The following is an 18,605-nucleotide window of genomic DNA, read 5'->3' on the forward strand; positions in this document are numbered from 1 at the left end:
GCTCTTAACCGGCTCAACTTATCCTCTGCCAGCCTTTTGCGACAGTTTGATTTCATCGACCTTGCAAACTGGCCTGTTATGCTCCAGATGCAGACTGGTCACACCCACTGGCCGAACCCAATTGGAGACGACGATGGCAGGCGGCAGCATTCCCCATTTCCAGAACGACGCGGGCCATCCCGTCATCGAGATCGGCGTCAAGGAATTCATGTGCACCGGCGCCAACCCGCCTTTCGACCATCCGCACGTGTTCCTCGACATGGGCGACGACAATGAAAAGGTCTGCCCCTACTGCTCGACGCTCTACCGCTATTCACCGTCGCTGAAGGCGACGGAAACCCAGCCGGCCGGCTGCCTCTATGTCGACCAGGCCGCCTGATCGTCCCGATCGACCATGACTGAAATAAGGTCCCGGCAGATCGTCATCGCCGGGGCTGGTATTGCCGGGCTGACGGCGGCGCTTGCCTTTGCCGAGCGTGGCTTCCCGGTAACACTGTTCGAGCAGGCCAGGCAACTCGAAACGGCGGGCGCCGGCCTCCAGCTTTCCCCCAACGCGACCCGTATCCTGCGGCGGCTCGGCGTGCTCGATCGCCTGCTGGCCAACGCGATCCGGCCGCGAGCGGTGGTGCTGAAGGACGCAAGAAGCCTGCGAGAGCTGACGCGCGTACCGCTTGGGGAAGCCGCGGAAAAGCGCTGGGGGGCGCCCTATCTCGTGGCGCACCGCGCCGACCTGCAGGCAGCGCTGATGGCGGCAGTGGCGGAACGGCCCGATATCGCGCTTGTCACCGGCGCGCGTGTTACCGGCATTGCCGCCGACCCGCAAAGCGTTACCGCGACGGTCGAGATCGACGGCAAGGCGACGGATGTCGCATGCGGGTTGCTGGTAGCAGCCGACGGCGTCTGGTCGTCGGTACGCGCCCAGCTTGCCCGGACGGCAGGCTTCGCGGCAAGCCGTTTTTCGGGCGAACTCGCCTGGCGCGCGACGGTCCCGGCGGACAGCGCCGCCGGCAGCGCCTTTGCCGAGATCGGAGCCACCGACAGCGTCACCACCTTCCTGCATCCCGGCTTCCACATGGTCGCCTATCCGGTGAGCAAGGGCAACGCCTTCAATCTTGCCGCCTTCACCAGGGGCGAGCGCATCGCCGAAGGCTGGTCCGGCCATGCCGACCCCGCGATTCTTTCAGCTGCCATGCGAGGCACCGCGGCAGCGCTGGCGGAGCTGGCGGCGCTTGCCGGGCCGTGGACAGCCTTCCCCATCCACACGGTCGCGCAGCGGCGCTGGACCATGACGGAGGGAGTAGCGCTGATCGGTGACGCCGCGCACGCCATGACGCCGTTCGCGGCGCAAGGCGCGGCCATGGGGATCGAGGACGCCGCCATGCTCGCCAATCTCGTTGCCGATTTTCCGGGCGATCCGAAGCAGGGCCTGACTACCTGGGAGAATCTCAGACGGCCCCGTGTCGAAAGAGTGTTGAAACGCGGCGCGCTCAATCGGCTGGCCTGGCACGCCTGGGGGCCGGTGGCGATCGCGCGCAATCTCGTGCTGGCAGCGCGACCGGCGGAAAAGCTCGCGGCGGACCTGGACTGGCTCTACGGGTGGGAGGAGCGGAAGGTTGTGCGGCGGTAGCGCCTGCCACCAGCTGGATAGGTCGGCGGGACAGCACCCCCCTCTGCCCTGCCGGGCATCTCCCCCGCAAAGGGGGAGATTGGCAGCTTGGGCGCTGGCTCCCGCCTTGCGACGTTGATGATTGGCGGTAGCAGCCACGACAGCTGATCTCCCCCTTGCGGGGGAGATGGCCGGCAGGCCAGAGGGGGGTGTGACGGAACGCGGCGTTTGCAAATTCCCATCAACCCTCAATCATACAGCCTCAGCGACCACCACAACGAAACCGGTAGCGGATTCCACCATCCTGTTCGTAGGCCGGCCGTGCGCAGCCCCGCCGCAGTCCAGGTGTTGCAGCCGACCAGCGCGTTGAAATGACCGTCGGCTTCGTAGAACCGGTCGTAGGTGGAATAGCCGGCGTCCTCGATGACCACGGGCCCGTCAGGCCCCTGCTGAAAACTCGCAGCGATGTAATCAAGCAGCGCTGAAAAATGCTCCGCGTCGATATCGAAGACTGCGACATCCGGGTGCGGTTCTTTGATCGCCCCCGCGACATCGACATGCATCACCGCGGCGTCGAGCGTAAGCGCCTTCAGCACCGGCATGGTCTTCAATTGCGACCAGGTCGGCGTCTCCAGATAGAAGGCGCGGCCGCCCCAGCCGAAGACGATGTAGCGCGCCTCCGGAGCCTCGATCGGCAGGCCGGCATCGGCCAGGAAGGCAAAGCGCCGGCGCACGCCGTCATCGAGGGGCACAGCGATGTCGGTGTGGATCGGGTTCCTCAACACCAATATGTGCCGCGTCCCCTCGCCTTCAGCCCGTGCCGCCGACCAGAGCGGACGCGGCACCAGCGTACCGAGCGCGGCGGCAAGCACCGCCGCTCCCAACAGCATCACCATATATCGCAGGACTCGTCTCATCGAGTGCGGTGGTTCCATCTTGTCTGCGTCAACCCCAGGAAAACCTGGACGATCAGGCTAGACGATTTCGGAGCGTCAACCAAAAATGAGCCGATCCTTGTCCGATCGCCCGAATGCAAAAAAAGCCCGGCTGTTTCCAGCCGGGCTCCCGAAAATTTAGCGTCGCGCCCGCTCAGTGCAGGATCTGCGACAGGAAAAGCTTCGTGCGTTCATGGCGCGGATGGTCGAAGAATTCGGCGGGCGTGTTCTGCTCGACGATCTGGCCCTGATCCATGAAGATCACGCGGTTGGCGACCTTGCGGGCAAAGCCCATCTCGTGGGTGACGCACAGCATCGTCATGCCCTCTTCCGCCAGCCCCACCATCGTCTCCAGCACTTCCTTGATCATTTCCGGATCGAGCGCCGAGGTCGGCTCGTCGAAGAGCATGATGCGCGGGTTCATGCACAGCGAGCGTGCGATCGCCACACGCTGCTGCTGACCGCCGGAGAGCTGGCCCGGATATTTGTTGGCCTGCTCGGGGATCTTGACGCGCTTGAGGAAATGCATGGCGATCTCCTCGGCCTGCTTCTTCGGCATCTTGCGCACCCAGATCGGCGCCAGCGTGCAGTTCTCCAGGATGGTCAGATGCGGGAACAGGTTGAAATGTTGGAACACCATGCCGACCTCGCGGCGCACCTCGTCGATCTTCTTCAGATCGTTGGTGAGTTCCTTGCCGTCGACGATGATCTTGCCCTTCTGGTGCTCTTCCAGCCGGTTGATGCAGCGGATCATGGTCGACTTTCCGGACCCGGACGGACCGCAAATGACAATGCGCTCGCCACGCATCACCTTGAGGTTGATGTCCTTCAGCACATGGAATTCGCCATACCATTTGTGCATGCCGACGATGTCGATGGCGACATCGGTGGTGGAGATGTGCATCTTGGCGGCGTTGACCTTGATTTCTTCCGCGCTGACGGCGTTTTCGGTGGCCATAACCTGTTCCCTTTTTATCGTTTATAACCGGTGTCGAGCCGGCGTTCGGTATACATTGAATAGCGCGACATGCCGAAGCAGAACAGCCAGAAAACGAAGGCGGCAAAGATCAGGCCGGACCTCGCGGTCTGCGGGGTCGCCCAGTTTGCATCGGCGAAATTCTGCTTGACCACGCCGAGCAGGTCGAACATCGAGATGATCAGGACCAGGCTGGTGTCCTTGAACATGCCGATGAAGGTGTTGACGATGCCCGGAATGACCAGCTTCAGCGCCTGCGGCAGCACGATCAGGCTCATCTTCTGCCAGTAGCCGAGGCCGAGCGAATCGGCGCCCTCATACTGGCCCTTCGGGATCGCCTGCAAGCCGCCACGAATCACTTCGGCCATATAGGCGGCGGCAAACAGCGACACACCGATTAACGCACGCAGATACTTGTCGAAGGTGACGCCCGCGGGCAGGAACAGCGGCAGCATGACGCTGGCGAAGAACAGCACGGTGATCAACGGAATGCCGCGCACCGTCTCGATGAAGACGATACAAAGCCATTTGATGATCGGCATCTTCGAACGGCGCCCGAGCGCCAGCACGATGCCCAAAGGCAGCGACACCGCAATGCCGACAAAGGAGAGGCTGAGCGTCACAAGAAGCCCGCCCCAGCGCGAGGTCTCGACGACCGGCAGGCCGAACACGCCGCCAAGCAGCAGGAAAAAGGCGACGATCGGCAGCGCTACGAACAGCAGCATCGCATTCAATCCCTTGCGCGGCACGCGCGGGATCAGCATCGGCACCAACAGCGCCACGAACAGGATGGCGACCAGGATCGGCCGCCAGCGCTCGTCGATCGGATAGGTGCCGAACATGAACTGGCCGAACTTGGCGTTGACAAAAGCCCAGCAGGCACCGGTCCAGCCGTCGGGCTGGATACCGCCTTGCGTGACGGTGGTGCAGACGGTGCGATCCGGCCCGGTCCACTGGGCATTGAGGAAGGCCCAGCTGATGACCTGCGGCAGGATCCAAAGCACGATGGCGATGCCGAGGATTGTGAGGACGATGTCGCCGACCGAACCGATCAGGTTCTTGCGCACCCAGGCATAGGCGCCGCGTTCGGTAGGCGGCGCCGGCTGGGCAAGCGCCATCTCGGTGCGCACCCAGGACATGTCATGTTCCTGCATGGCCCTACCTCTCCACCAGCGCCATTCTGGCGTTGACGATATTCATGACAAAGGACGTCACCAGGCTCAGCACCAGATAGGCGATCATCATGATAAATACGCCCTCCACCGCCTGGCCCGTCTGATTGAGCACGGTGCCGGCGGTGGCGGTAAGGTCCGGATAGCCGATGGCGATCGCCAGCGAGGAGTTCTTGGTCAGGTTGAGATATTGGCTGGTGAGCGGCGGGATGACTATGCGCATCGCCTGCGGGATGACCACCAGCCGCAGGATCGGACCGGAGCGGAGGCCGAGCGCCGCCGCTGCTTCGCTTTGCCCTTTGTTGACGCCTCTGATGCCGGCGCGCACGATCTCGGCGATGAAGGCCGCCGTGTAGAAGGAGAGCGCCAGCAAGAGCGACAGGAATTCCGGCTTGACCCAGAAGCCACCGGTCAGGTTGAAGGTCGACTGCTTCGGAAAATCGAAGGTGAGCGGCATGCCGCCGAGCAGGAAGGCCAGCACCGGCAAGCCGACGATAAGCGCGACCGACGTCCAGAAGACCGGAAACTGCTGGCCGGTCGCCTTCTGCCGTTGTCGCGCCCTGTGGGCGACGAACCAGGCCATTGCAATGGCGAGCAGCAGTGCGACGCCGATCAGCCAGGAGCCATCGCCCCAAACGGCGCGCGGAAAATAGAAGCCGCGCTGGTTGAGGAACGAGCCGAAAGGCAGGTGGATGCTCTCGCGCGGCGGCGGCAGCACGGCCAGCACGCCGGAATACCAGAAGAAGATGACCAGCAGCGGCGGGATGTTGCGGAAGATCTCGACATAGACCGTGCAGATCTTGCGGATCAGCCAGTTCTGCGACAGGCGGCCGATGCCGATGGCGAAGCCCACGATGGTCGCAAGCACGATGCCGACGACGGCGACGATGATGGTGTTGAGCAAACCGACGACCAGCGCGCGGAAATAGGTCGAGTCGGACGTATAGGCGATCGGCGTGTCGGAAATGTCGAAGCCGGCCCTGCTCCTGAGAAAACCGAAGCCCGACGCGATGTGCAGACGCTGGAGGTTTTCGATGACGTTGTGGACGATCCACCAGATCGAACTGAACAGCAGGATCACAACCAGCGTCTGAAAGAACAGGCTGCGTATTCTCGGGTCATTGATGAAGGAGCCGCGACTCGGCTCCTCGCGAAGGATTTCCTGCGAAGCCATGGACCGTCCTCTGGAAAGAGAAACCGGGAGACAGACGACCTGCCTCCCGGATCACGTTTCAATCAGCGGATCGGCGGACCGTATTGCAGGCCGCCCTTGGTCCACAGCGCGTTGATGCCGCGCGCGATCTTAAGCGGGCTGCCCGAGCCGACATTGCGCTCAAACATTTCGCCGTAGTTGCCGACAGCCTTGACGATGTTGACGACAAAGTCGTTGGAGAGGCCGAGATCGGCACCATACTTGCCGTCCGGTTCAGTGCCGAGAAGGCGCTGGATGTTCGGGTCGGTCGACGTCTTCATCTCATCGACATTGGCCTGCGTGATGCCGGCTTCCTCGGCGTTGAGCAGCGCGAAATATGTCCAGCGCGCGATATGCGCCCACTGGTCGTCGCCCTGGCGCACGGCCGGGCCGAGCGGCTCCTTGGAGATGATCTCGGGCAGCACGACATGGTCGGCCGGCGAGGACAGCGTCAGACGGATACCATAAAGGCCGGACTGGTCGGTGGTGTAAGCATCGCAGCGGCCGGCGTCATAGGCCGCGTTGACCTCTTCGAGTTTTTCGAACACGACGGGGTTGTACTCCATCTTGTTCTTCTTGAAGTAGTCGGCGAGGTTGAGCTCGGTGGTGGTGCCGCTCTGCACGCACACGGCGGCGCCCGAAAGCTGCAGCGCGGAGTTCACGCCGGGCAGCTTCTTTGCATTGATCATGAAGCCCTGGCCGTCATAGTAGGTGATGCCGACAAAATCGAGGCCGAGCGCGCTGTCGCGGTTGCTGGTCCAGGTGGTGTTGCGCGACAGGATGTCGATCTCGCCCGATTGCAAGGCGGTGAAACGTTCCTTGGCGCTGAGCGGCGTGAACTTGACTTTGGAGCCGTCACCGAAGACAGCGGCCGCAACGGCGCGACAGAAGTCCGCGTCGATGCCCTTCCAGTCGCCCTTGTCGTCCGGCGCCGAGAAGCCGGCGAGGCCGGTCGAGACGCCGCACTGGATAAAGCCCTTCTGCTTCACGGTATCGAGCGTGCCGGCCGAAGCGGCAGACGCCATGAACCCGAGCGCGGCGACGCCAAGAATGCCGATTGCAATGTGTTTCATGACCCACAGACCCTTTTCTGTTACAGGCGCCCCTATTGCCAGGCGACGCTTGATCTTTTTTCGTTTGTGAATGCAGCTCCCACTCCAAGGCCCACTCCCGGGACCCGCATCGATTGCCGATGCGCTGCCTCCCATTCACGAAACGCATCGAAGGCGATTATTCCTGTGAGGTCAAGGGAAATGACCGATTCCAGGGAGGTTTGAAAAGCAATTGGCGCAAATGCCTGAATTGCGGACAAGAGCACATGAAACCGGCAGGCGATGCGAACAAATCAGCCAAGTCGCGCCGCCGCGAATCCGTGGTCTGGCGGCAGAATCCGCTGCGGCACTAGCGGTGCTTTACTGGGCTTGCGCGCCTTTGGATTGGCCCAGCGGAAGACCGGCTTTTGGCGGGCGCGGCGCGGTTGCGCCGGCTTTGCCGCCGCTTTATGGCTGGTTCCTGACATCATTCGACAGGCGACGAACCATGGCTAGAGACGGCATCGAGATGGGCATCAATACGCTGCTTGCCCATTCCGGCAACAACCCGCGCGACTATTTCGGCTTCGTCAACCCGCCGGTCGTGCATGCCTCGACAGTGCTTTATCCCGACGCCGCTTCGATGGCCGGGCGCAGCCAGAAATACACTTACGGCACGCGCGGCACGCCGACGATGGACGCGCTGACGCTCGCCGTCGATGCGCTGGAAGGCTCGGCCGGCACGATCGCGGTGCCTTCCGGGCTGGCGGCGGTGACGGTGCCGCTGCTCACCTTCCTTGCCACGGGCGATCACTTGTTGATCGTCGACAGCGTCTACCACCCGACGCGCCACTTCGCCGACACGATGCTGAAGCGGCTCGGTGTTGAGATCGAATATTACGAGCCGCGCATCGGCGCCGGCATCGCTTCGCTGATCAAGCCAAACACAAAGGTGGTGTTCACCGAATCGCCGGCATCGAACACCTATGAGGTGCAGGACATCCCGGCGATCTCCAAGGCGGCACATGCGGCGAACGCTATCGTGATGATGGACAACACCTGGGCGACGCCGCTCTATTTTAAGCCGCTCGACCATGGCGTCGACATCTCCATCCACGCGGCAACGAAATATCCGGGCGGCCATTCCGACGTGCTGCTCGGCCTGGTTTCGGCCAACGACGCCTGCTGGACGAAACTTTATGACGGGTTTTGCACGCTGGGCTGCTGTTCCGGTCCCGACGATATCTACCAGGTGCTGCGCGGCCTGCGCACGATGGGCGTGCGGCTCGAGCATCACCGCAAGAGCGCGCTCGACATCGCGCGCTGGCTGGAGGAGCAGCCTGGCATCGCGCAGGTGCTGCATCCGGCGCTGGAAAGCCATCCCGACCATGCGCTCTGGAAGCGCGATTTCTGCGGCTCGAGCGGAGTTTTCTCGATCGTGCTCAACGGCGGCGGCCAGAAGGCCCAGCACGCCTTTCTCGACGCGCTCAAGATCTTCGGCCTCGGTTATTCCTGGGGCGGCTATGAAAGCCTCGCCGTTCCGGTCTTCCTCGGCGACCGCATGCTTGCCAAAGGCTCATATGCCGGCTCGCTGATCCGCCTGCAGATCGGGCTCGAGGATGTCGAAGATCTCAAGGCCGACATTCTGCGCGGGCTCGCGGCGGCCGCCGCAGCCGGATGACAGGCTGATCGGCACGGAAATCCGCACCGGCGGCAGACAAGCCCCGGTCGAAGCGTTAGCATGGTCCGTGCAACCAGCTCGGGAACCTTTTGTCGGCAGGCGCATCCAACCGTGGATGCAACATCTGTCGGGAGATCGGGCGCGATGATAAAGCCCGCCATCGAAACTGCCGAGGTCGGTACGGCCGAAGCCGGCGACATGGCATTGGTTCGCCGGGCGCTTGCGCGCGATCCGAATGCGTTCCGTGCCATCATCAAGACGTACAACCAGCGACTCTACCGCATCGCGCGCGGCGTGGTGCGCAATGACGCGGAGGCCGAGGACATCGTGCAGGAGGCCTATATGCGCGCCTTCGCAAATCTTAGCAGCTTTCGCGGCGAGGCCTCTTTATCCACCTGGCTGTCGCGCATCGTCATCAACGAAGCGCTCGGCCGGCTGCGCAAGCGCAAGCGCGTCGCGGCGATGGATGAGAACCCGGAGGCGCAGATCATCCGGTTTCCCTTGAATCCAACCGACTTGAACCCAGGCGACGATCCGGAGCGGACCATGGCGCAGCGGCAGATTCTGAGGCTTGTCGAACGGGCGACCGACAGCCTTCCCGATGTCTATCGCACCGTCTTCGTCGCCCGCGTCATCGAGGGCCTGAGCATCGAGGAAACCGCCGATTTTCTCGGCGTGAGGCCCGAGACGGTGAAGACCAGGCTGCACCGGGCGCGAACGCTGGTGCGAAAGGCACTGGACGACGAGATCGGTCCGGTGCTGCTCGACGCCTTCCCCTTTGCAGGCCGGCGTTGCGAGCGGCTGACGCAGGCGGTGATGAAAAGGCTGGATTTCGAGGGCTAACTTTCCCGGGAACGTTTCGACGCGTCCGGCATCCAATCTACCGTCAACCTCAAATGAAGCCCGAGGCCAGCGCCGCCGGGCGAAGGAGATGCCATGTTCATGCGATCAACCGCCGCCCTCGCCGCCCTTTTCTTCGTGAGCACGGCGCCGCTGGCGCTAGCCGCCGAAAAGCCCACCGATCCGCAGATCGCCCACATTGCCTATACAGCCGGCACGCTCGACATCGAAGCGGCCAAGCTGGCGATCAAGAAGTCCAAGAACAAGGAGGTCGTCGACTTCGCCAAAGACATGGAGCGCGACCACGAGGCGGTGAACAAGCAGGCGCTCGACCTCGTGAAGAAGCTGAAGGTCACGCCCGAGGACAACGACACCAGCAAGGCCCTGGCCAAGGCTGCGAAGGAAGAGGACGCTAAGCTGGCGAAGCTCAAGGGTGCCGCCTTCGACAAGGCCTATATCGAGAACGAAGTGGCCTATCACAAACAGGTCAACGGCGCGCTCGAAACCTTGCTCATCCCCTCGGCAAGCAATGCCGAACTGAAGGACCTGCTGGAGACCGGCCTCAAGATTTTCCGGGGGCATCAGCAACATGCCGAACACGTCGCCGGCATGTTGAAATGAGGCTACTATTGCTTTGTTTTGAGGCAATTCCTGACGGAAGGCTACGGCGAAGTCGCTGCGCCCAACCGTTTCACACTTTTCCAGGAATTGCTTTGCTCACTCTGGCGCTGGCGCTCATCGCATCGCCGGCGTTCGCGGCGACCATCGAGATAACGATCGACAGGCTGGTCTTCTCGCCCGCAAACATTCAGGCCAAGGTCGGCGATACGATCGAGTGGACGAACAAGGACGTGATCGCCCACACCGCGACGGTGAAAGGCGGCTGGGACGTGATGATCCCGGCAAAGTCGAAGGGCAAGGTTACGCTGAAGGCGGCGGGAACAGCGGACTATTTCTGCCGCTTCCATCCCAACATGAAGGGCCATGTCGAGGTGGCGCCCTAGCTATCCGAGAGCGAGGCGCGCGCAGCGCCTCGCTTGACCTTGTCGCAGTCCTCCCATGCCGAAAGCAGCCTCAGCGCCGCGCGCCGCACTCGCACACTTTCGCCGAGGCCAGGGCATTCGGGCGAATTGCCGAACCGACTCTGCAAACCGTCGTAAAGGCTTGGCGCGATTGAGAAAGCCGAGGCCGCTGGCGGCGCGTTCTGCGCGGATCGCTGTGCAATAATATTCCCTTCAGCAGCGAATCTACGGATTGGTTTGGCTTTCAAATCCGCGGCTTCAGCGGCATTGCGGGGCAACGCAATTCCACCTCTTCGATCCAGGGTCTGCCATGGCGTTTCGCCTTTTCGTTCCGATCCTTGCAGGCGCGACGCTTCGCGAACGGCTGCTTGCCTGCATCGGCGCTACCATCGGTATCGCGCTCACCGGCATGATTAGCGGGCTCGCCGTGGGTAGCGGCTCGCTTGTGGCGATGCTGGTGGCGCCAATGGGCGCTTCGGCGGTGCTGCTCTTTGCCGTTCCCTCGAGCCCGCTGGCGCAGCCCTGGTCGATCATCGGCGGCAACACGATTTCGGCGCTGGTCGGCGTGACGGTGGCGCATTTTGTGCATGACACGGTGATCGCCTCCGGCCTAGCGGTGGCGCTGGCGATCGCCGCCATGTCGTTCACGCGCTCATTGCATCCGCCGGGCGGCGCAGCGGCGCTTACCGGCGTGCTCGGCGGGCCGGCCGTAGCCGCCGCGGGCTTCCTGTTTCCCTTCGTGCCGGTAGCACTCAACTCGACCATCCTGGTTGCGCTCGGCTTCCTTTTCCACAAGCTGTCGCGGCGCAACTATCCCCATGTGCATGTGCCCGCCGCCCGCGGCCACGGCACCGCCGACCGGCCGCCGGCCGAGCGCGTCGGCTTCCGGCCCGAGGATGTCGACGCCGCCCTCTCGGCGCTCGACGAAACCTTCGATATCGACCGTGACGACCTGGAGCGCCTGCTGCGCCAGGTCGAGTTGCAGGCCATGGTGCGCTCGCAGCGTACGCTGCTTTGCAAAGACATCATGTCGCGCGATGTGATCTCCGTGGCGGAAACGGCCTCGGCCGACGAGGCGCGCAAACATCTGATCGACCACAACATCCGCACCTTGCCGGTGATCGACGCGGACGGACGGCTCTCCGGCGCGGTCGGTCTGCGCGAGCTGACAAGGGCGACCGACACGGTCAAAGGCGTGATGTCTAAGGCCGGCACCGCCTCTCCCGACACGCCGGCGATGAGCCTGCTACCGGTGCTGACCGACGGGCGAAGCCATGCGGTGGTGATCGTCGATGCCGAGCGGCGCATCCTCGGCCTGATCACCCAGACCGACCTGCTTGCAGCCGCCGCGCGCCTGCAGCAGACAGACAAGGCGCCGTTGAAAGCGGTGGCCTAGGCAAGGCCCTCACCCCGGCAGGCCGGCTGCCAGGTCGAGGCGCTGCCGCCGGTCATCTCGCCGCGGCGCTCTCAATCTGGCGGTCCGAAGGGACAGCGTCTTCAGGCCCAGGCCAGCCAGGCGGTGCCGGCAAGAAGCGTCACCAGCGTCAGCGGCAGGCCGACCTTGAAGAATGCGGAGAAGGAAAGCTCCTTGCCGGCAGCTTTTGCCTGTTCGGCGACGATCAGATTGGCAACCGAGCCGAGCAGCGTGAAATTGCCGGCAAGCGTCGAGCTCATCGCCACGACCAGCCAGGCGCGCCCCGGGTTTTCCAGCCCAGGAACGAAGGGCCGGAGCGCCAGCACCGCCGGCACATTGCTCATGATGTTGGAAAGCACCGCGGTGAAGCCGGAGAGCCGCCAGACATCGTCTAGTCCGATGTTCTTGGCCCAGGCGATCATGTCGGGCGTGAGCAAGGTGCGCTCGGCACCCGCCACCACCACGAACAAGCCGGCGAACATGAAGAGCAGCGGTCCGTCGATCTCGCGGTAAATGCGCCGCGGCTTGATTGCCCGCGTGACCAGCAGGAAGGCGCCGGCAACGAGCGCCGCCTTCGCGACGGGAACGCCGGCGAAGAAGGCGAGCGCCAGCAACACGCACACGATGGTGGCCTTCAGCACCTGCCCGGGCAGCATGCGGCCGCGATAGACTTCCGGGCTGAGTTCGGCAGGGCGGGAGAATTCGGCACGGTAGACGATGCGCACGATGACGATGACGCAGAGCAGGCCGAACAGCGCCACCGGCGCGAGCGCCAGCGTGAAAGCCGGATAGGAAATACCGGACAGCGCACCGATCACCATGTTCTGCGGGTTGCCTGTGATGGTGGCGACGCTGCCGCAGTTCGAGGCCGTGCAGGTGGCGATGAGGTAAGGCACCGGGTTGCGGTTGATGACTCGTGTGACGTGCACGACGATCGGCGCCATCACCAGGCAGATCGCGTCGTTGACCAGGAAGGCCGAGAGCGCGCCGGTCAGCAACGTCACCATCACCAAAAGCATGAAGGGCGCGTGGGCATGCTCGATGGCAAAGCCGCCGAGCGCCCGAAACGCGCCCGAGACCTTCAGATGCGCCACGACGATCATCATGCCGAGCAGCAACGTGATGGTGTCGAAATTGATGGCTTTGTAGGCATCTTCGATGCCGATCGCGCCGATGGCGATCATGGCGGCGCCGCCCAGCAGCGCGATGCCGGCGCGGTCGAGCCGCAGGCCCGGAATGCGGCCGACGGCGACGCCGGCATAGGTGAGCACGAGGATGAAAAGCGCGCCCGCGCCGGTCCATGTCATTGCAAGAAGGTTCCCGTTGCCTGCCCTGTCCCGCCGGAATCGGTCGACGCACCGGGCGGCACCACATTTAACAAGGCCAGCGCAAAGGGAAAGCGCGCAAGCGCCTGAAAGCTTATGTCGCTTTCATGCCTTTCACATTCATAAACGCTAATGTAAAGAATGGTGAATTAACATATGTGACCGATAATCCAGGCGTTGGGGACTAAACGGATGAACATGGTCGTTGAAGCGGAACATAGCGTCCCGTCACGGGAGGAACTGATGCGTCCGCAGGAATGCCCCCGCTGTCACGGGGCCAAGAAGGTTTTTCTTTGCGCGCGCTGGCTGAGCTCGAACGGCCATTGCTGCCCAGGGGGCACGCATCGGCTGAATTGTCCGGGACACAGTATCGCCTGCCTCGAATGCAGTGTGCGCGAGAGCTAGCGGGATTCGCGGATCTGCCGCCGGTCGATTGCAACGCCGCCGAATCTTGTTCTATGGCAGCAATGATCATCTGACTGGGACGCGCCCTGCGACGGCAAACACTTCCGCTCCTTGCGGTCGTCGCGCTGATCGTCACCTTGCGCGCCAACTTCGCCGAAACGCAGATCGGGAACCGCAACGCCAGACGCGAAGCAATCGGCCGGCGGCGAAGCTGAGGGACGCGCTGGCGACGCCCTGAGGCCGGGTCGCGCCGTGGGCCGTCAGATGCGGCCGAGCAACACCAGGATGATCACGATGACCAGGACGAGTCCGAGGCCGCCGCCGCCATAATAGCCGGTGCCGTAGAAAGGCCCTCCGCCTAAGCCGCTGAAGCCGCCAAGTAGGGCAAGAATTAGAATGATGATGAGAATCGTGCCGAGGCCCATGGTTTCTTCCTCTCTGACAGTGCGATCCCGCGCATTGCTATCGAGGAAGTGAACTCGCAAGCCGCGCGCATGTTCCGCCGACGTCGAAGCCAGCTTCTGTTTTCGGACGACCCGATCGGCGGCTCGATCCGCTTGGAACCATTTCGCAGCCGGCAACGTTGGAGCCTGCCCATCCGGGCAATCTTGGTAAGGAGGCAGGCATATGGGCGCATCGATCCTTATCGGCATATTGATCACCTTCCTGGTGGTGATCCTGGTGCTCTACCTCGTGCAACGCCTGCCGCTCGATGCCCGCGCGCGGCAGATCGCGCAGATCATCGTCATCATCATCGGAATCGTTTCGCTGCTCAAATATCTTGCGGTATTCTAGCCGCGGTCCATATTCGACACCCGGAAACTTCAAAACCCCGGCGTCCCCATGAGAACCCTGTCGATCGCACTTGGCGCTGGCAGAATATTGTGCGCCGGCCCAATGTTGTGCACCGTGAGCGCTGCCTACGCCCGGCCGGACACACGCGCGATGACTTGCGAGCAGACGCAGACACTCATCAAAAGCGATCGTGCCATAGTTTTGAGCACGGGTCGGGATACCTATGACCGGTTCGTTCGGCAATTCGGCAATGAGTGCGACTGGCCGGAAGTGCCTGTGTCGACGACGGTTCCGACCAAGGACGGCGAGTGCCGCGTCTATCGGTGCGAGGAGCCGATCAACCTCCCCGACTGACCGGTGCTTCTTGCTCGCAGGCGTGGAACTATCGCAACTTGTTGCGGGTTTTAGCAGCCGGCGGCGGGACCTGCCGGGCGCGAGGGAAATTGCCTCTGTGCATAACCGAGGGAGGAACGGCAATGCCTGAAATCGCACGCAGCGGGAGTTGCCTGTGTGGCGGGGTGCAGTTCCGCGTCACTGGGGAGCCGCTCCGGGTCGGCCTCTGTCACTGCAAGGACTGCCGCAAGACAAGCGGATCGGTCTTCCATGCCTACGCCGTATGGCCGCTAAAAGCGTTCGAAACCACCGGCATCACCAGCAGCTATGGCGCTCGGAGCTTTTGCCCCACCTGCGGAAGCCGCGTCCCGTTCGTCGGCGACGACGAGGCCGAAGTGACGATCGGTAGCCTGGACGTGGCGCCAACCGAAGGGCTGGTGCCGAGCTACGAGCTGTGGATCGGACGCCGCGAGCCCTGGTTGCAGGCCCTCCCCGCGGCGCGCCAGTTCGAGCATGACCGGATCGCCGATGATTCGGCCGCAAGCGCTGAAGCCGACCTGGAGCCGCGGCAAAGATTGGCCTAGGTTGATCTCTTGGCAGACTTTAGTCCGAACGACCTTCAGTCTGGTGACGGCTTCGGCACGTCCGGGAGGACGCCCGGCCGCGGACTGATGCGCGAGCTTTTCTCGAAGTTCCGCGTTTTTCAACCACCGGTCGGTTTGCCGGTCAATCGGCTGACGCTAGCATTTGGATAAGCTGCAAATATGAGGCGGTAAGCCGGCTTGGCTCCCTGCAGCAGCACGCAAAGAGTTTTATTCTTTTTACAAAATATAAGAATTTTCAACCATCCTTCTTGTGGAAATACAACCTCCGGGATTGTTTCGCCTGCTTGCCTGCCGCATTTTCGTGTGAAACGCCAAGCGGCAGTTGCAACATTATGGTGAAAATTCTTTCGGCTCAAGAAATTTTTCTTCACCGTCTTGCCGGTTATACCGAACATGGCATCCCGAATTGCCACCGGCAGCAAACCTTATGACTTCGGGCCTTGTACAAAAGGCCATGTTTGTTTCTTACCGATTTTGCGACATAGTGCTGCCAAAGCTTGAAACCGGACGGGGCGGTTTTCATGACGTCGGCGCCTGAACACGACCGCAACATGCATATGCGGTATCCATCGATCGACGGGTTCTGGACCTGGGACATCAAGCGCGACCGCGTTTATGGCGACGCCAATCTTTCAGATTATTTCGGCCTGACACTCGATGAGTTCTCTCACGGCGCCTCGCTTGAACGATGCATGCAAAGCATCGATCGGGACGACCGCTCACGGGTCCGGCTGGCGATCCGCAAGGCCGTGGAGCGCAGGTCCGCATTCAGGGAGGTCTATAGGGTCCATTCCGAAAAGATGGGATTACGCAAGATCCTGGCCGTCGGCCAATGCTATGTTGACGGGACGGGCGAGGCAGCGCTCTATCCCGGCTGGTTCGTCGATTTGACGGACGACGCCGCGTGCGAAGAGCAGGCGCTGCGCGAGATCCGCAACCATGTCGGGCAAGCCAAGGACCTGGCGCGGTCGATCGGACACGAGCTGATGTCGTATCTCCTGGACAACATCGAGGAAGAGGTCGAGCAGCGGCTTGGCGCAAGGCTGGGGAGGCGAAGATCGTCTTGAAGCAGCTTTCGCCGATTGCTCGCGGGTCAATTTCGCTTGCCGCGTCGGCCGACTTCAGCCGCGACCATGCGCGCAAAATGCGACTGGGGCGACCGGCGCTCTATGAGCTTGGCCCGCTCCAAGGCCGCATCGCCGTAAAATTCGATCAACACGCCGGCTGCCTTGGCGGCGTCGGCTCTCAATCGGCCCAAATCGGCTTGCCCGCTCTCGCTCGGGGGCTCGCTCCTGCCGATCACGTCAAGCATGGCTTGCAACTTGTCAGGAGTGCTGCCCTCGTCTTCGTGCATGGTCGCCATCCGATTGGGCGCGTAAAATATCGACATTTCCGCGCGATGTCCAACAGCTTCGTTGATCCGGCGTCCTCAGTGCAACCGAGTACAGCTTCACCGCGAGCGAGGCGATAATCTTCGTACAAGCATAGTGAGCCAAACTTACCGCACCGACATTTGGGGGCACCCATGGACCAGCCTAGCAAAATGGAAAACCTGCAGTTTGCGCAGGGGATCCTGCGAGAACTTCGCCAGAAGGCGGAGGCCGATGGCGAGAAGCTTTTGACCTACCTGATCGACATGGCTTATCTCGAAGCTAGCGACCGCATCCGCGCCCACTGGATCGGCAGCCACGAACACGAAGGCCGCCGAGCCAAGGGCTGAGGCCCGCCGGGCCGGGACAACCGGCCGGAAACGCAAAAAGCCCGCCATGCCTTCCGGCATGGCGGGCGGATCAAAGCGCGTGAAACCTATGTCAAACGCGGCGGTCGCTGATTATGACGCGGCCGCCTGTTGGCGAACCGGAAGCTTCCAGCCCGGCCGTGCGAAATGGCAGGTGTAGCCGTTGGGATAGCGCTCGAGATAGTCCTGATGCTCGGGCTCGGCTTCCCAGAAGGGCCCGACCGGAGCGAGCTCGGTGACGACCTTGCCAGGCCACAGGCCGGACGCGTCGACATCGGCTATCGTGTCCTCGGCGATCCGCTTCTGCTCATCGCTGGAATAGAAAATCGCCGAGCGATAGCTCGCGCCGATATCGTTGCCCTGGCGGTTCTTCGTCGTCGGATCGTGGATCTGGAAGAAGAATTCGAGCAGCGTGCGAAAGCTGGTCCTAGCAGGGTCAAAGATGATCTCGATCGCCTCGGCGTGGGTGCCGTGGTTGCGGTAGGTGGCGTTGGGGACATCGCCGCCGCTGTAGCCCACGCGCGTCGAGATCACGCCGGGCAAGCGCCGGATCAGATCCTGCATGCCCCAGAAGCAGCCGCCGGCAAGGACCGCGCGCTCGGTGGAAGAAGCCATGTCGTACCTCCTTTGGATTGCTCCATAGATAGGCGTTGCGCCTGGATTCTTCCAGCGGCTCGATCGGGCCAACCGCTGACACCGGCATCTTGGTCCGGTGTGGACGATCCGCCGGTCGACGTCTTGATGCCCTGCACGCTTCGGTCCGCCGCGATCAGGAATCCGGCGTTTGTTTGAATCTTCGCACCACCACCTCGAAAACGATGTCCGAGATCCACATTGCCGAGACTCCGATGAGGAAGGCGGCGGCGAGCGTGGTGGTGTCGTCGGCGGCGGGGATCGGCAGGCCGCTTGCCCGGATCCAGGCGACGACAGGCAATGTCAGATAGGCGGCGGCCAAGGCGCCGCAGATGGGCGAGGCAATCATCTCGCGCAGCTTGTAGCGATGGCGCGACAGCGCCCGCAGCACGCCGCCGGCGAGCCCCGCTGCCACGACCTGGCCCTTGATGCCGAGAAGATCGAAAATGTCATGCATCACGGCCTCCAGCCGCAGAGTTTTTCGCCCTTGCGGTTGTGCGCAAGCAGCGCCCTCGCCTCCTGGTCGGACAAGGCATCGACCGCGCTGGCAGAGAGGCGCATTGGCGAGGCGACGGCGCAGAAACTGCCCCTGGCCGTGGTGCAGCCGGCGAGCGCGGCGACGATGGCGGCGACGATCAATCCCTTGCCCATGATTTCAGCTCCTTTCTGACCGCGTCAGCCGGCAAAGCGCCGACATCGTTGTCGACCTGGTCGGCGACATCCCGGGCCGCGACCTCGGCGTCGGCCTGCTTGCTGCGCTCGGCCCTTGCGCCGGCGAGGCGCTGGCTAAAACCCCAGCCGATCGCCCCGACAAGGCCGGCGGCGATCGCCAGGATTGTCGGATTGGTGAGAAGCCATGCCAGCAGCGCGCTCATAGCAGCGCTCCGATGAGAAGACCGGCG

24 protein-coding genes are annotated in these 18,605 nt (G+C 62.8%); 11 read left to right on the top strand and 13 right to left on the bottom strand.

Annotated elements, in window-relative coordinates; genetic code table 11:
• Nucleotides 1–133: 133 nt before the first annotated feature.
• Together FJW05_RS10300 and FJW05_RS10305 are read left to right on the top strand one after the other, a co-directional pair.
• Nucleotides 134–379: a zinc-finger domain-containing protein gene (locus tag FJW05_RS10300; RefSeq protein ID WP_027169907.1), complete on the top strand. Its 246-nt coding sequence runs from the start codon at nt 134–136 to the stop codon at nt 377–379.
• Nucleotides 380–394: 15 nt separating this feature from the next.
• Nucleotides 395–1,627 carry an FAD-dependent monooxygenase gene (locus FJW05_RS10305; protein WP_140631190.1) on the top strand — a complete coding sequence of 411 codons (1,233 nt, stop codon included), beginning with the start codon at nt 395–397 and terminating at the stop codon, nt 1,625–1,627.
• 227 nt (nt 1,628–1,854) lie between these two features.
• Here the strand turns inward: FJW05_RS10305 and FJW05_RS10315 are convergent, their stop codons facing one another.
• The 5 genes from FJW05_RS10315 to FJW05_RS10335 all read right to left on the bottom strand — a co-directional run bounded on the left by FJW05_RS10315 (nt 1,855) and on the right by FJW05_RS10335 (nt 6,954).
• The gene (locus FJW05_RS10315) at nt 1,855–2,523 is read right to left on the bottom strand and encodes a TIGR02117 family protein (RefSeq protein WP_140631193.1); all 669 of its coding nucleotides are present in this window, start codon (nt 2,521–2,523) and stop codon (nt 1,855–1,857) included.
• 172 nt (nt 2,524–2,695) lie between these two features.
• On the bottom strand, nt 2,696–3,499 hold the full coding sequence (locus FJW05_RS10320) for an amino acid ABC transporter ATP-binding protein (RefSeq protein WP_095768430.1): 804 nt from the start codon (nt 3,497–3,499) through the stop codon (nt 2,696–2,698).
• 14 nt (nt 3,500–3,513) lie between these two features.
• Complete coding sequence (locus FJW05_RS10325; RefSeq protein ID WP_140631196.1) at nt 3,514–4,671, bottom strand: amino acid ABC transporter permease; 1,158 nt, start codon at nt 4,669–4,671, stop codon at nt 3,514–3,516.
• 4 nt (nt 4,672–4,675) lie between these two features.
• Complete coding sequence (locus FJW05_RS10330; protein WP_140545461.1) at nt 4,676–5,863, bottom strand: amino acid ABC transporter permease; 1,188 nt, start codon at nt 5,861–5,863, stop codon at nt 4,676–4,678.
• Nucleotides 5,864–5,925: 62 nt separating this feature from the next.
• On the bottom strand, nt 5,926–6,954 hold the full coding sequence (locus FJW05_RS10335; protein ID WP_140545460.1) for an amino acid ABC transporter substrate-binding protein: 1,029 nt from the start codon (nt 6,952–6,954) through the stop codon (nt 5,926–5,928).
• A 466-nt stretch (nt 6,955–7,420) separates the two neighbouring features.
• Between FJW05_RS10335 and FJW05_RS10340 the strand changes: the two genes are divergently transcribed.
• The 5 genes from FJW05_RS10340 (at nt 7,421) to FJW05_RS10360 (ending at nt 11,851) form a co-directional block, all read left to right on the top strand.
• Nucleotides 7,421–8,593, top strand: a complete 1,173-nt coding sequence (locus FJW05_RS10340; protein ID WP_140631198.1) for a cystathionine beta-lyase — start codon at nt 7,421–7,423, stop codon at nt 8,591–8,593.
• A gap of 144 nt (nt 8,594–8,737) precedes the next feature.
• Entirely contained in the window at nt 8,738–9,436 is a 699-nt protein-coding gene (locus FJW05_RS10345; protein WP_140631201.1) for an RNA polymerase sigma factor, read from the top strand.
• A 93-nt stretch (nt 9,437–9,529) separates the two neighbouring features.
• Nucleotides 9,530–10,054 (top strand): DUF4142 domain-containing protein, encoded by a 525-nt coding sequence (locus FJW05_RS10350; protein WP_140631203.1) that lies wholly within the window; start codon nt 9,530–9,532, stop codon nt 10,052–10,054.
• A gap of 92 nt (nt 10,055–10,146) precedes the next feature.
• Nucleotides 10,147–10,437, top strand: a complete 291-nt coding sequence (locus FJW05_RS10355) for a cupredoxin family copper-binding protein (protein WP_246673331.1) — start codon at nt 10,147–10,149, stop codon at nt 10,435–10,437.
• Between the two features lie 328 nt (nt 10,438–10,765).
• On the top strand, nt 10,766–11,851 hold the full coding sequence (locus tag FJW05_RS10360; protein WP_140631208.1) for an HPP family protein: 1,086 nt from the start codon (nt 10,766–10,768) through the stop codon (nt 11,849–11,851).
• A 101-nt stretch (nt 11,852–11,952) separates the two neighbouring features.
• Here the strand turns inward: FJW05_RS10360 and FJW05_RS10365 are convergent, their stop codons facing one another.
• A complete protein-coding gene (locus tag FJW05_RS10365; protein WP_140631211.1) occupies nt 11,953–13,176 on the bottom strand; it encodes an anion transporter in 1,224 nt (407 codons plus the stop codon).
• A gap of 683 nt (nt 13,177–13,859) precedes the next feature.
• Nucleotides 13,860–14,024, bottom strand: a complete 165-nt coding sequence (locus tag FJW05_RS10370) for a DUF3309 family protein (protein WP_095768421.1) — start codon at nt 14,022–14,024, stop codon at nt 13,860–13,862.
• 202 nt (nt 14,025–14,226) lie between these two features.
• Here FJW05_RS10370 and FJW05_RS10375 point away from each other — a divergent pair, with 202 nt between their 5' ends.
• On the top strand, nt 14,227–14,394 hold the full coding sequence (locus tag FJW05_RS10375; protein WP_140545453.1) for a Thivi_2564 family membrane protein: 168 nt from the start codon (nt 14,227–14,229) through the stop codon (nt 14,392–14,394).
• Nucleotides 14,395–14,870: 476 nt separating this feature from the next.
• Nucleotides 14,871–15,311, top strand: coding sequence for a GFA family protein (locus FJW05_RS10385; protein WP_140631214.1), 441 nt, complete (start codon nt 14,871–14,873; stop codon nt 15,309–15,311).
• Between the two features lie 119 nt (nt 15,312–15,430).
• Here the strand turns inward: FJW05_RS10385 and FJW05_RS10390 are convergent, their stop codons facing one another.
• The gene (locus FJW05_RS10390; protein ID WP_140631217.1) at nt 15,431–15,727 is read right to left on the bottom strand and encodes a hypothetical protein; all 297 of its coding nucleotides are present in this window, start codon (nt 15,725–15,727) and stop codon (nt 15,431–15,433) included.
• 126 nt (nt 15,728–15,853) lie between these two features.
• Here FJW05_RS10390 and FJW05_RS10395 point away from each other — a divergent pair, with 126 nt between their 5' ends.
• Nucleotides 15,854–16,399, top strand: coding sequence for a hypothetical protein (locus FJW05_RS10395; protein WP_140631219.1), 546 nt, complete (start codon nt 15,854–15,856; stop codon nt 16,397–16,399).
• 26 nt (nt 16,400–16,425) lie between these two features.
• On the opposite strand, the gene FJW05_RS10400 is transcribed toward FJW05_RS10395, so the two are convergent.
• On the bottom strand, nt 16,426–16,686 hold the full coding sequence (locus FJW05_RS10400) for a hypothetical protein (RefSeq protein ID WP_140631222.1): 261 nt from the start codon (nt 16,684–16,686) through the stop codon (nt 16,426–16,428).
• Nucleotides 16,687–16,875: 189 nt separating this feature from the next.
• Here FJW05_RS10400 and FJW05_RS27370 point away from each other — a divergent pair, with 189 nt between their 5' ends.
• Complete coding sequence (locus FJW05_RS27370; protein WP_167498612.1) at nt 16,876–17,052, top strand: hypothetical protein; 177 nt, start codon at nt 16,876–16,878, stop codon at nt 17,050–17,052.
• 111 nt (nt 17,053–17,163) lie between these two features.
• Here the strand turns inward: FJW05_RS27370 and msrA are convergent, their stop codons facing one another.
• The 4 genes from msrA to FJW05_RS10420 form a co-directional block, all read right to left on the bottom strand.
• On the bottom strand, nt 17,164–17,685 hold the full coding sequence (gene msrA / locus FJW05_RS10405) for a peptide-methionine (S)-S-oxide reductase MsrA (protein ID WP_140545449.1): 522 nt from the start codon (nt 17,683–17,685) through the stop codon (nt 17,164–17,166).
• A 154-nt stretch (nt 17,686–17,839) separates the two neighbouring features.
• Entirely contained in the window at nt 17,840–18,160 is a 321-nt protein-coding gene (locus tag FJW05_RS10410; RefSeq protein WP_140631225.1) for a hypothetical protein, read from the bottom strand.
• Nucleotides 18,160–18,354: a hypothetical protein gene (locus FJW05_RS10415; protein WP_140545447.1), complete on the bottom strand. Its 195-nt coding sequence runs from the start codon at nt 18,352–18,354 to the stop codon at nt 18,160–18,162. Before FJW05_RS10415 ends, FJW05_RS10410 begins: the two co-directional genes overlap by 1 nt.
• A complete protein-coding gene (locus tag FJW05_RS10420) occupies nt 18,339–18,578 on the bottom strand; it encodes an ABC transporter permease (RefSeq protein WP_140631228.1) in 240 nt (79 codons plus the stop codon). The genes FJW05_RS10415 and FJW05_RS10420 overlap by 16 nt, the downstream gene beginning before the upstream one ends.
• Nucleotides 18,579–18,605 lie beyond the last annotated feature (27 nt).

Origin of the sequence: Mesorhizobium sp. B2-9-1, from assembly GCF_006439455.1 — a bacterium.
Taxonomy (GTDB): Bacteria; Pseudomonadota; Alphaproteobacteria; order Rhizobiales; family Rhizobiaceae; genus Mesorhizobium.

Excerpts from the sequence above, each read along its gene's own strand:
- FJW05_RS10300 (WP_027169907.1), top strand. The coding sequence starts at position 134 with ATGGCAGGCGGCAGCATTCCCCATTTCCAGAACGACGCGGGCCATCCC.
- FJW05_RS10305 (WP_140631190.1), top strand. The coding sequence starts at position 395 with ATGACTGAAATAAGGTCCCGGCAGATCGTCATCGCCGGGGCTGGTATT.
- FJW05_RS10315 (WP_140631193.1), bottom strand. The coding sequence starts at position 2,523 with ATGAGACGAGTCCTGCGATATATGGTGATGCTGTTGGGAGCGGCGGTG.
- FJW05_RS10320 (WP_095768430.1), bottom strand. The coding sequence starts at position 3,499 with ATGGCCACCGAAAACGCCGTCAGCGCGGAAGAAATCAAGGTCAACGCC.
- FJW05_RS10325 (WP_140631196.1), bottom strand. The coding sequence starts at position 4,671 with ATGCAGGAACATGACATGTCCTGGGTGCGCACCGAGATGGCGCTTGCC.
- FJW05_RS10330 (WP_140545461.1), bottom strand. The coding sequence starts at position 5,863 with ATGGCTTCGCAGGAAATCCTTCGCGAGGAGCCGAGTCGCGGCTCCTTC.
- FJW05_RS10335 (WP_140545460.1), bottom strand. The coding sequence starts at position 6,954 with ATGAAACACATTGCAATCGGCATTCTTGGCGTCGCCGCGCTCGGGTTC.
- FJW05_RS10340 (WP_140631198.1), top strand. The coding sequence starts at position 7,421 with ATGGCTAGAGACGGCATCGAGATGGGCATCAATACGCTGCTTGCCCAT.
- FJW05_RS10345 (WP_140631201.1), top strand. The coding sequence starts at position 8,738 with ATGATAAAGCCCGCCATCGAAACTGCCGAGGTCGGTACGGCCGAAGCC.
- FJW05_RS10350 (WP_140631203.1), top strand. The coding sequence starts at position 9,530 with ATGTTCATGCGATCAACCGCCGCCCTCGCCGCCCTTTTCTTCGTGAGC.
- FJW05_RS10360 (WP_140631208.1), top strand. The coding sequence starts at position 10,766 with ATGGCGTTTCGCCTTTTCGTTCCGATCCTTGCAGGCGCGACGCTTCGC.
- FJW05_RS10365 (WP_140631211.1), bottom strand. The coding sequence starts at position 13,176 with ATGACATGGACCGGCGCGGGCGCGCTTTTCATCCTCGTGCTCACCTAT.
- FJW05_RS10370 (WP_095768421.1), bottom strand. The coding sequence starts at position 14,024 with ATGGGCCTCGGCACGATTCTCATCATCATTCTAATTCTTGCCCTACTT.
- FJW05_RS10375 (WP_140545453.1), top strand. The coding sequence starts at position 14,227 with ATGGGCGCATCGATCCTTATCGGCATATTGATCACCTTCCTGGTGGTG.
- FJW05_RS10385 (WP_140631214.1), top strand. The coding sequence starts at position 14,871 with ATGCCTGAAATCGCACGCAGCGGGAGTTGCCTGTGTGGCGGGGTGCAG.
- FJW05_RS10390 (WP_140631217.1), bottom strand. The coding sequence starts at position 15,727 with ATGTTCGGTATAACCGGCAAGACGGTGAAGAAAAATTTCTTGAGCCGA.
- FJW05_RS10395 (WP_140631219.1), top strand. The coding sequence starts at position 15,854 with ATGACGTCGGCGCCTGAACACGACCGCAACATGCATATGCGGTATCCA.
- FJW05_RS10400 (WP_140631222.1), bottom strand. The coding sequence starts at position 16,686 with ATGCACGAAGACGAGGGCAGCACTCCTGACAAGTTGCAAGCCATGCTT.
- FJW05_RS27370 (WP_167498612.1), top strand. The coding sequence starts at position 16,876 with ATGGAAAACCTGCAGTTTGCGCAGGGGATCCTGCGAGAACTTCGCCAG.
- msrA (WP_140545449.1), bottom strand. The coding sequence starts at position 17,685 with ATGGCTTCTTCCACCGAGCGCGCGGTCCTTGCCGGCGGCTGCTTCTGG.
- FJW05_RS10410 (WP_140631225.1), bottom strand. The coding sequence starts at position 18,160 with ATGCATGACATTTTCGATCTTCTCGGCATCAAGGGCCAGGTCGTGGCA.
- FJW05_RS10415 (WP_140545447.1), bottom strand. The coding sequence starts at position 18,354 with ATGGGCAAGGGATTGATCGTCGCCGCCATCGTCGCCGCGCTCGCCGGC.
- FJW05_RS10420 (WP_140631228.1), bottom strand. The coding sequence starts at position 18,578 with ATGAGCGCGCTGCTGGCATGGCTTCTCACCAATCCGACAATCCTGGCG.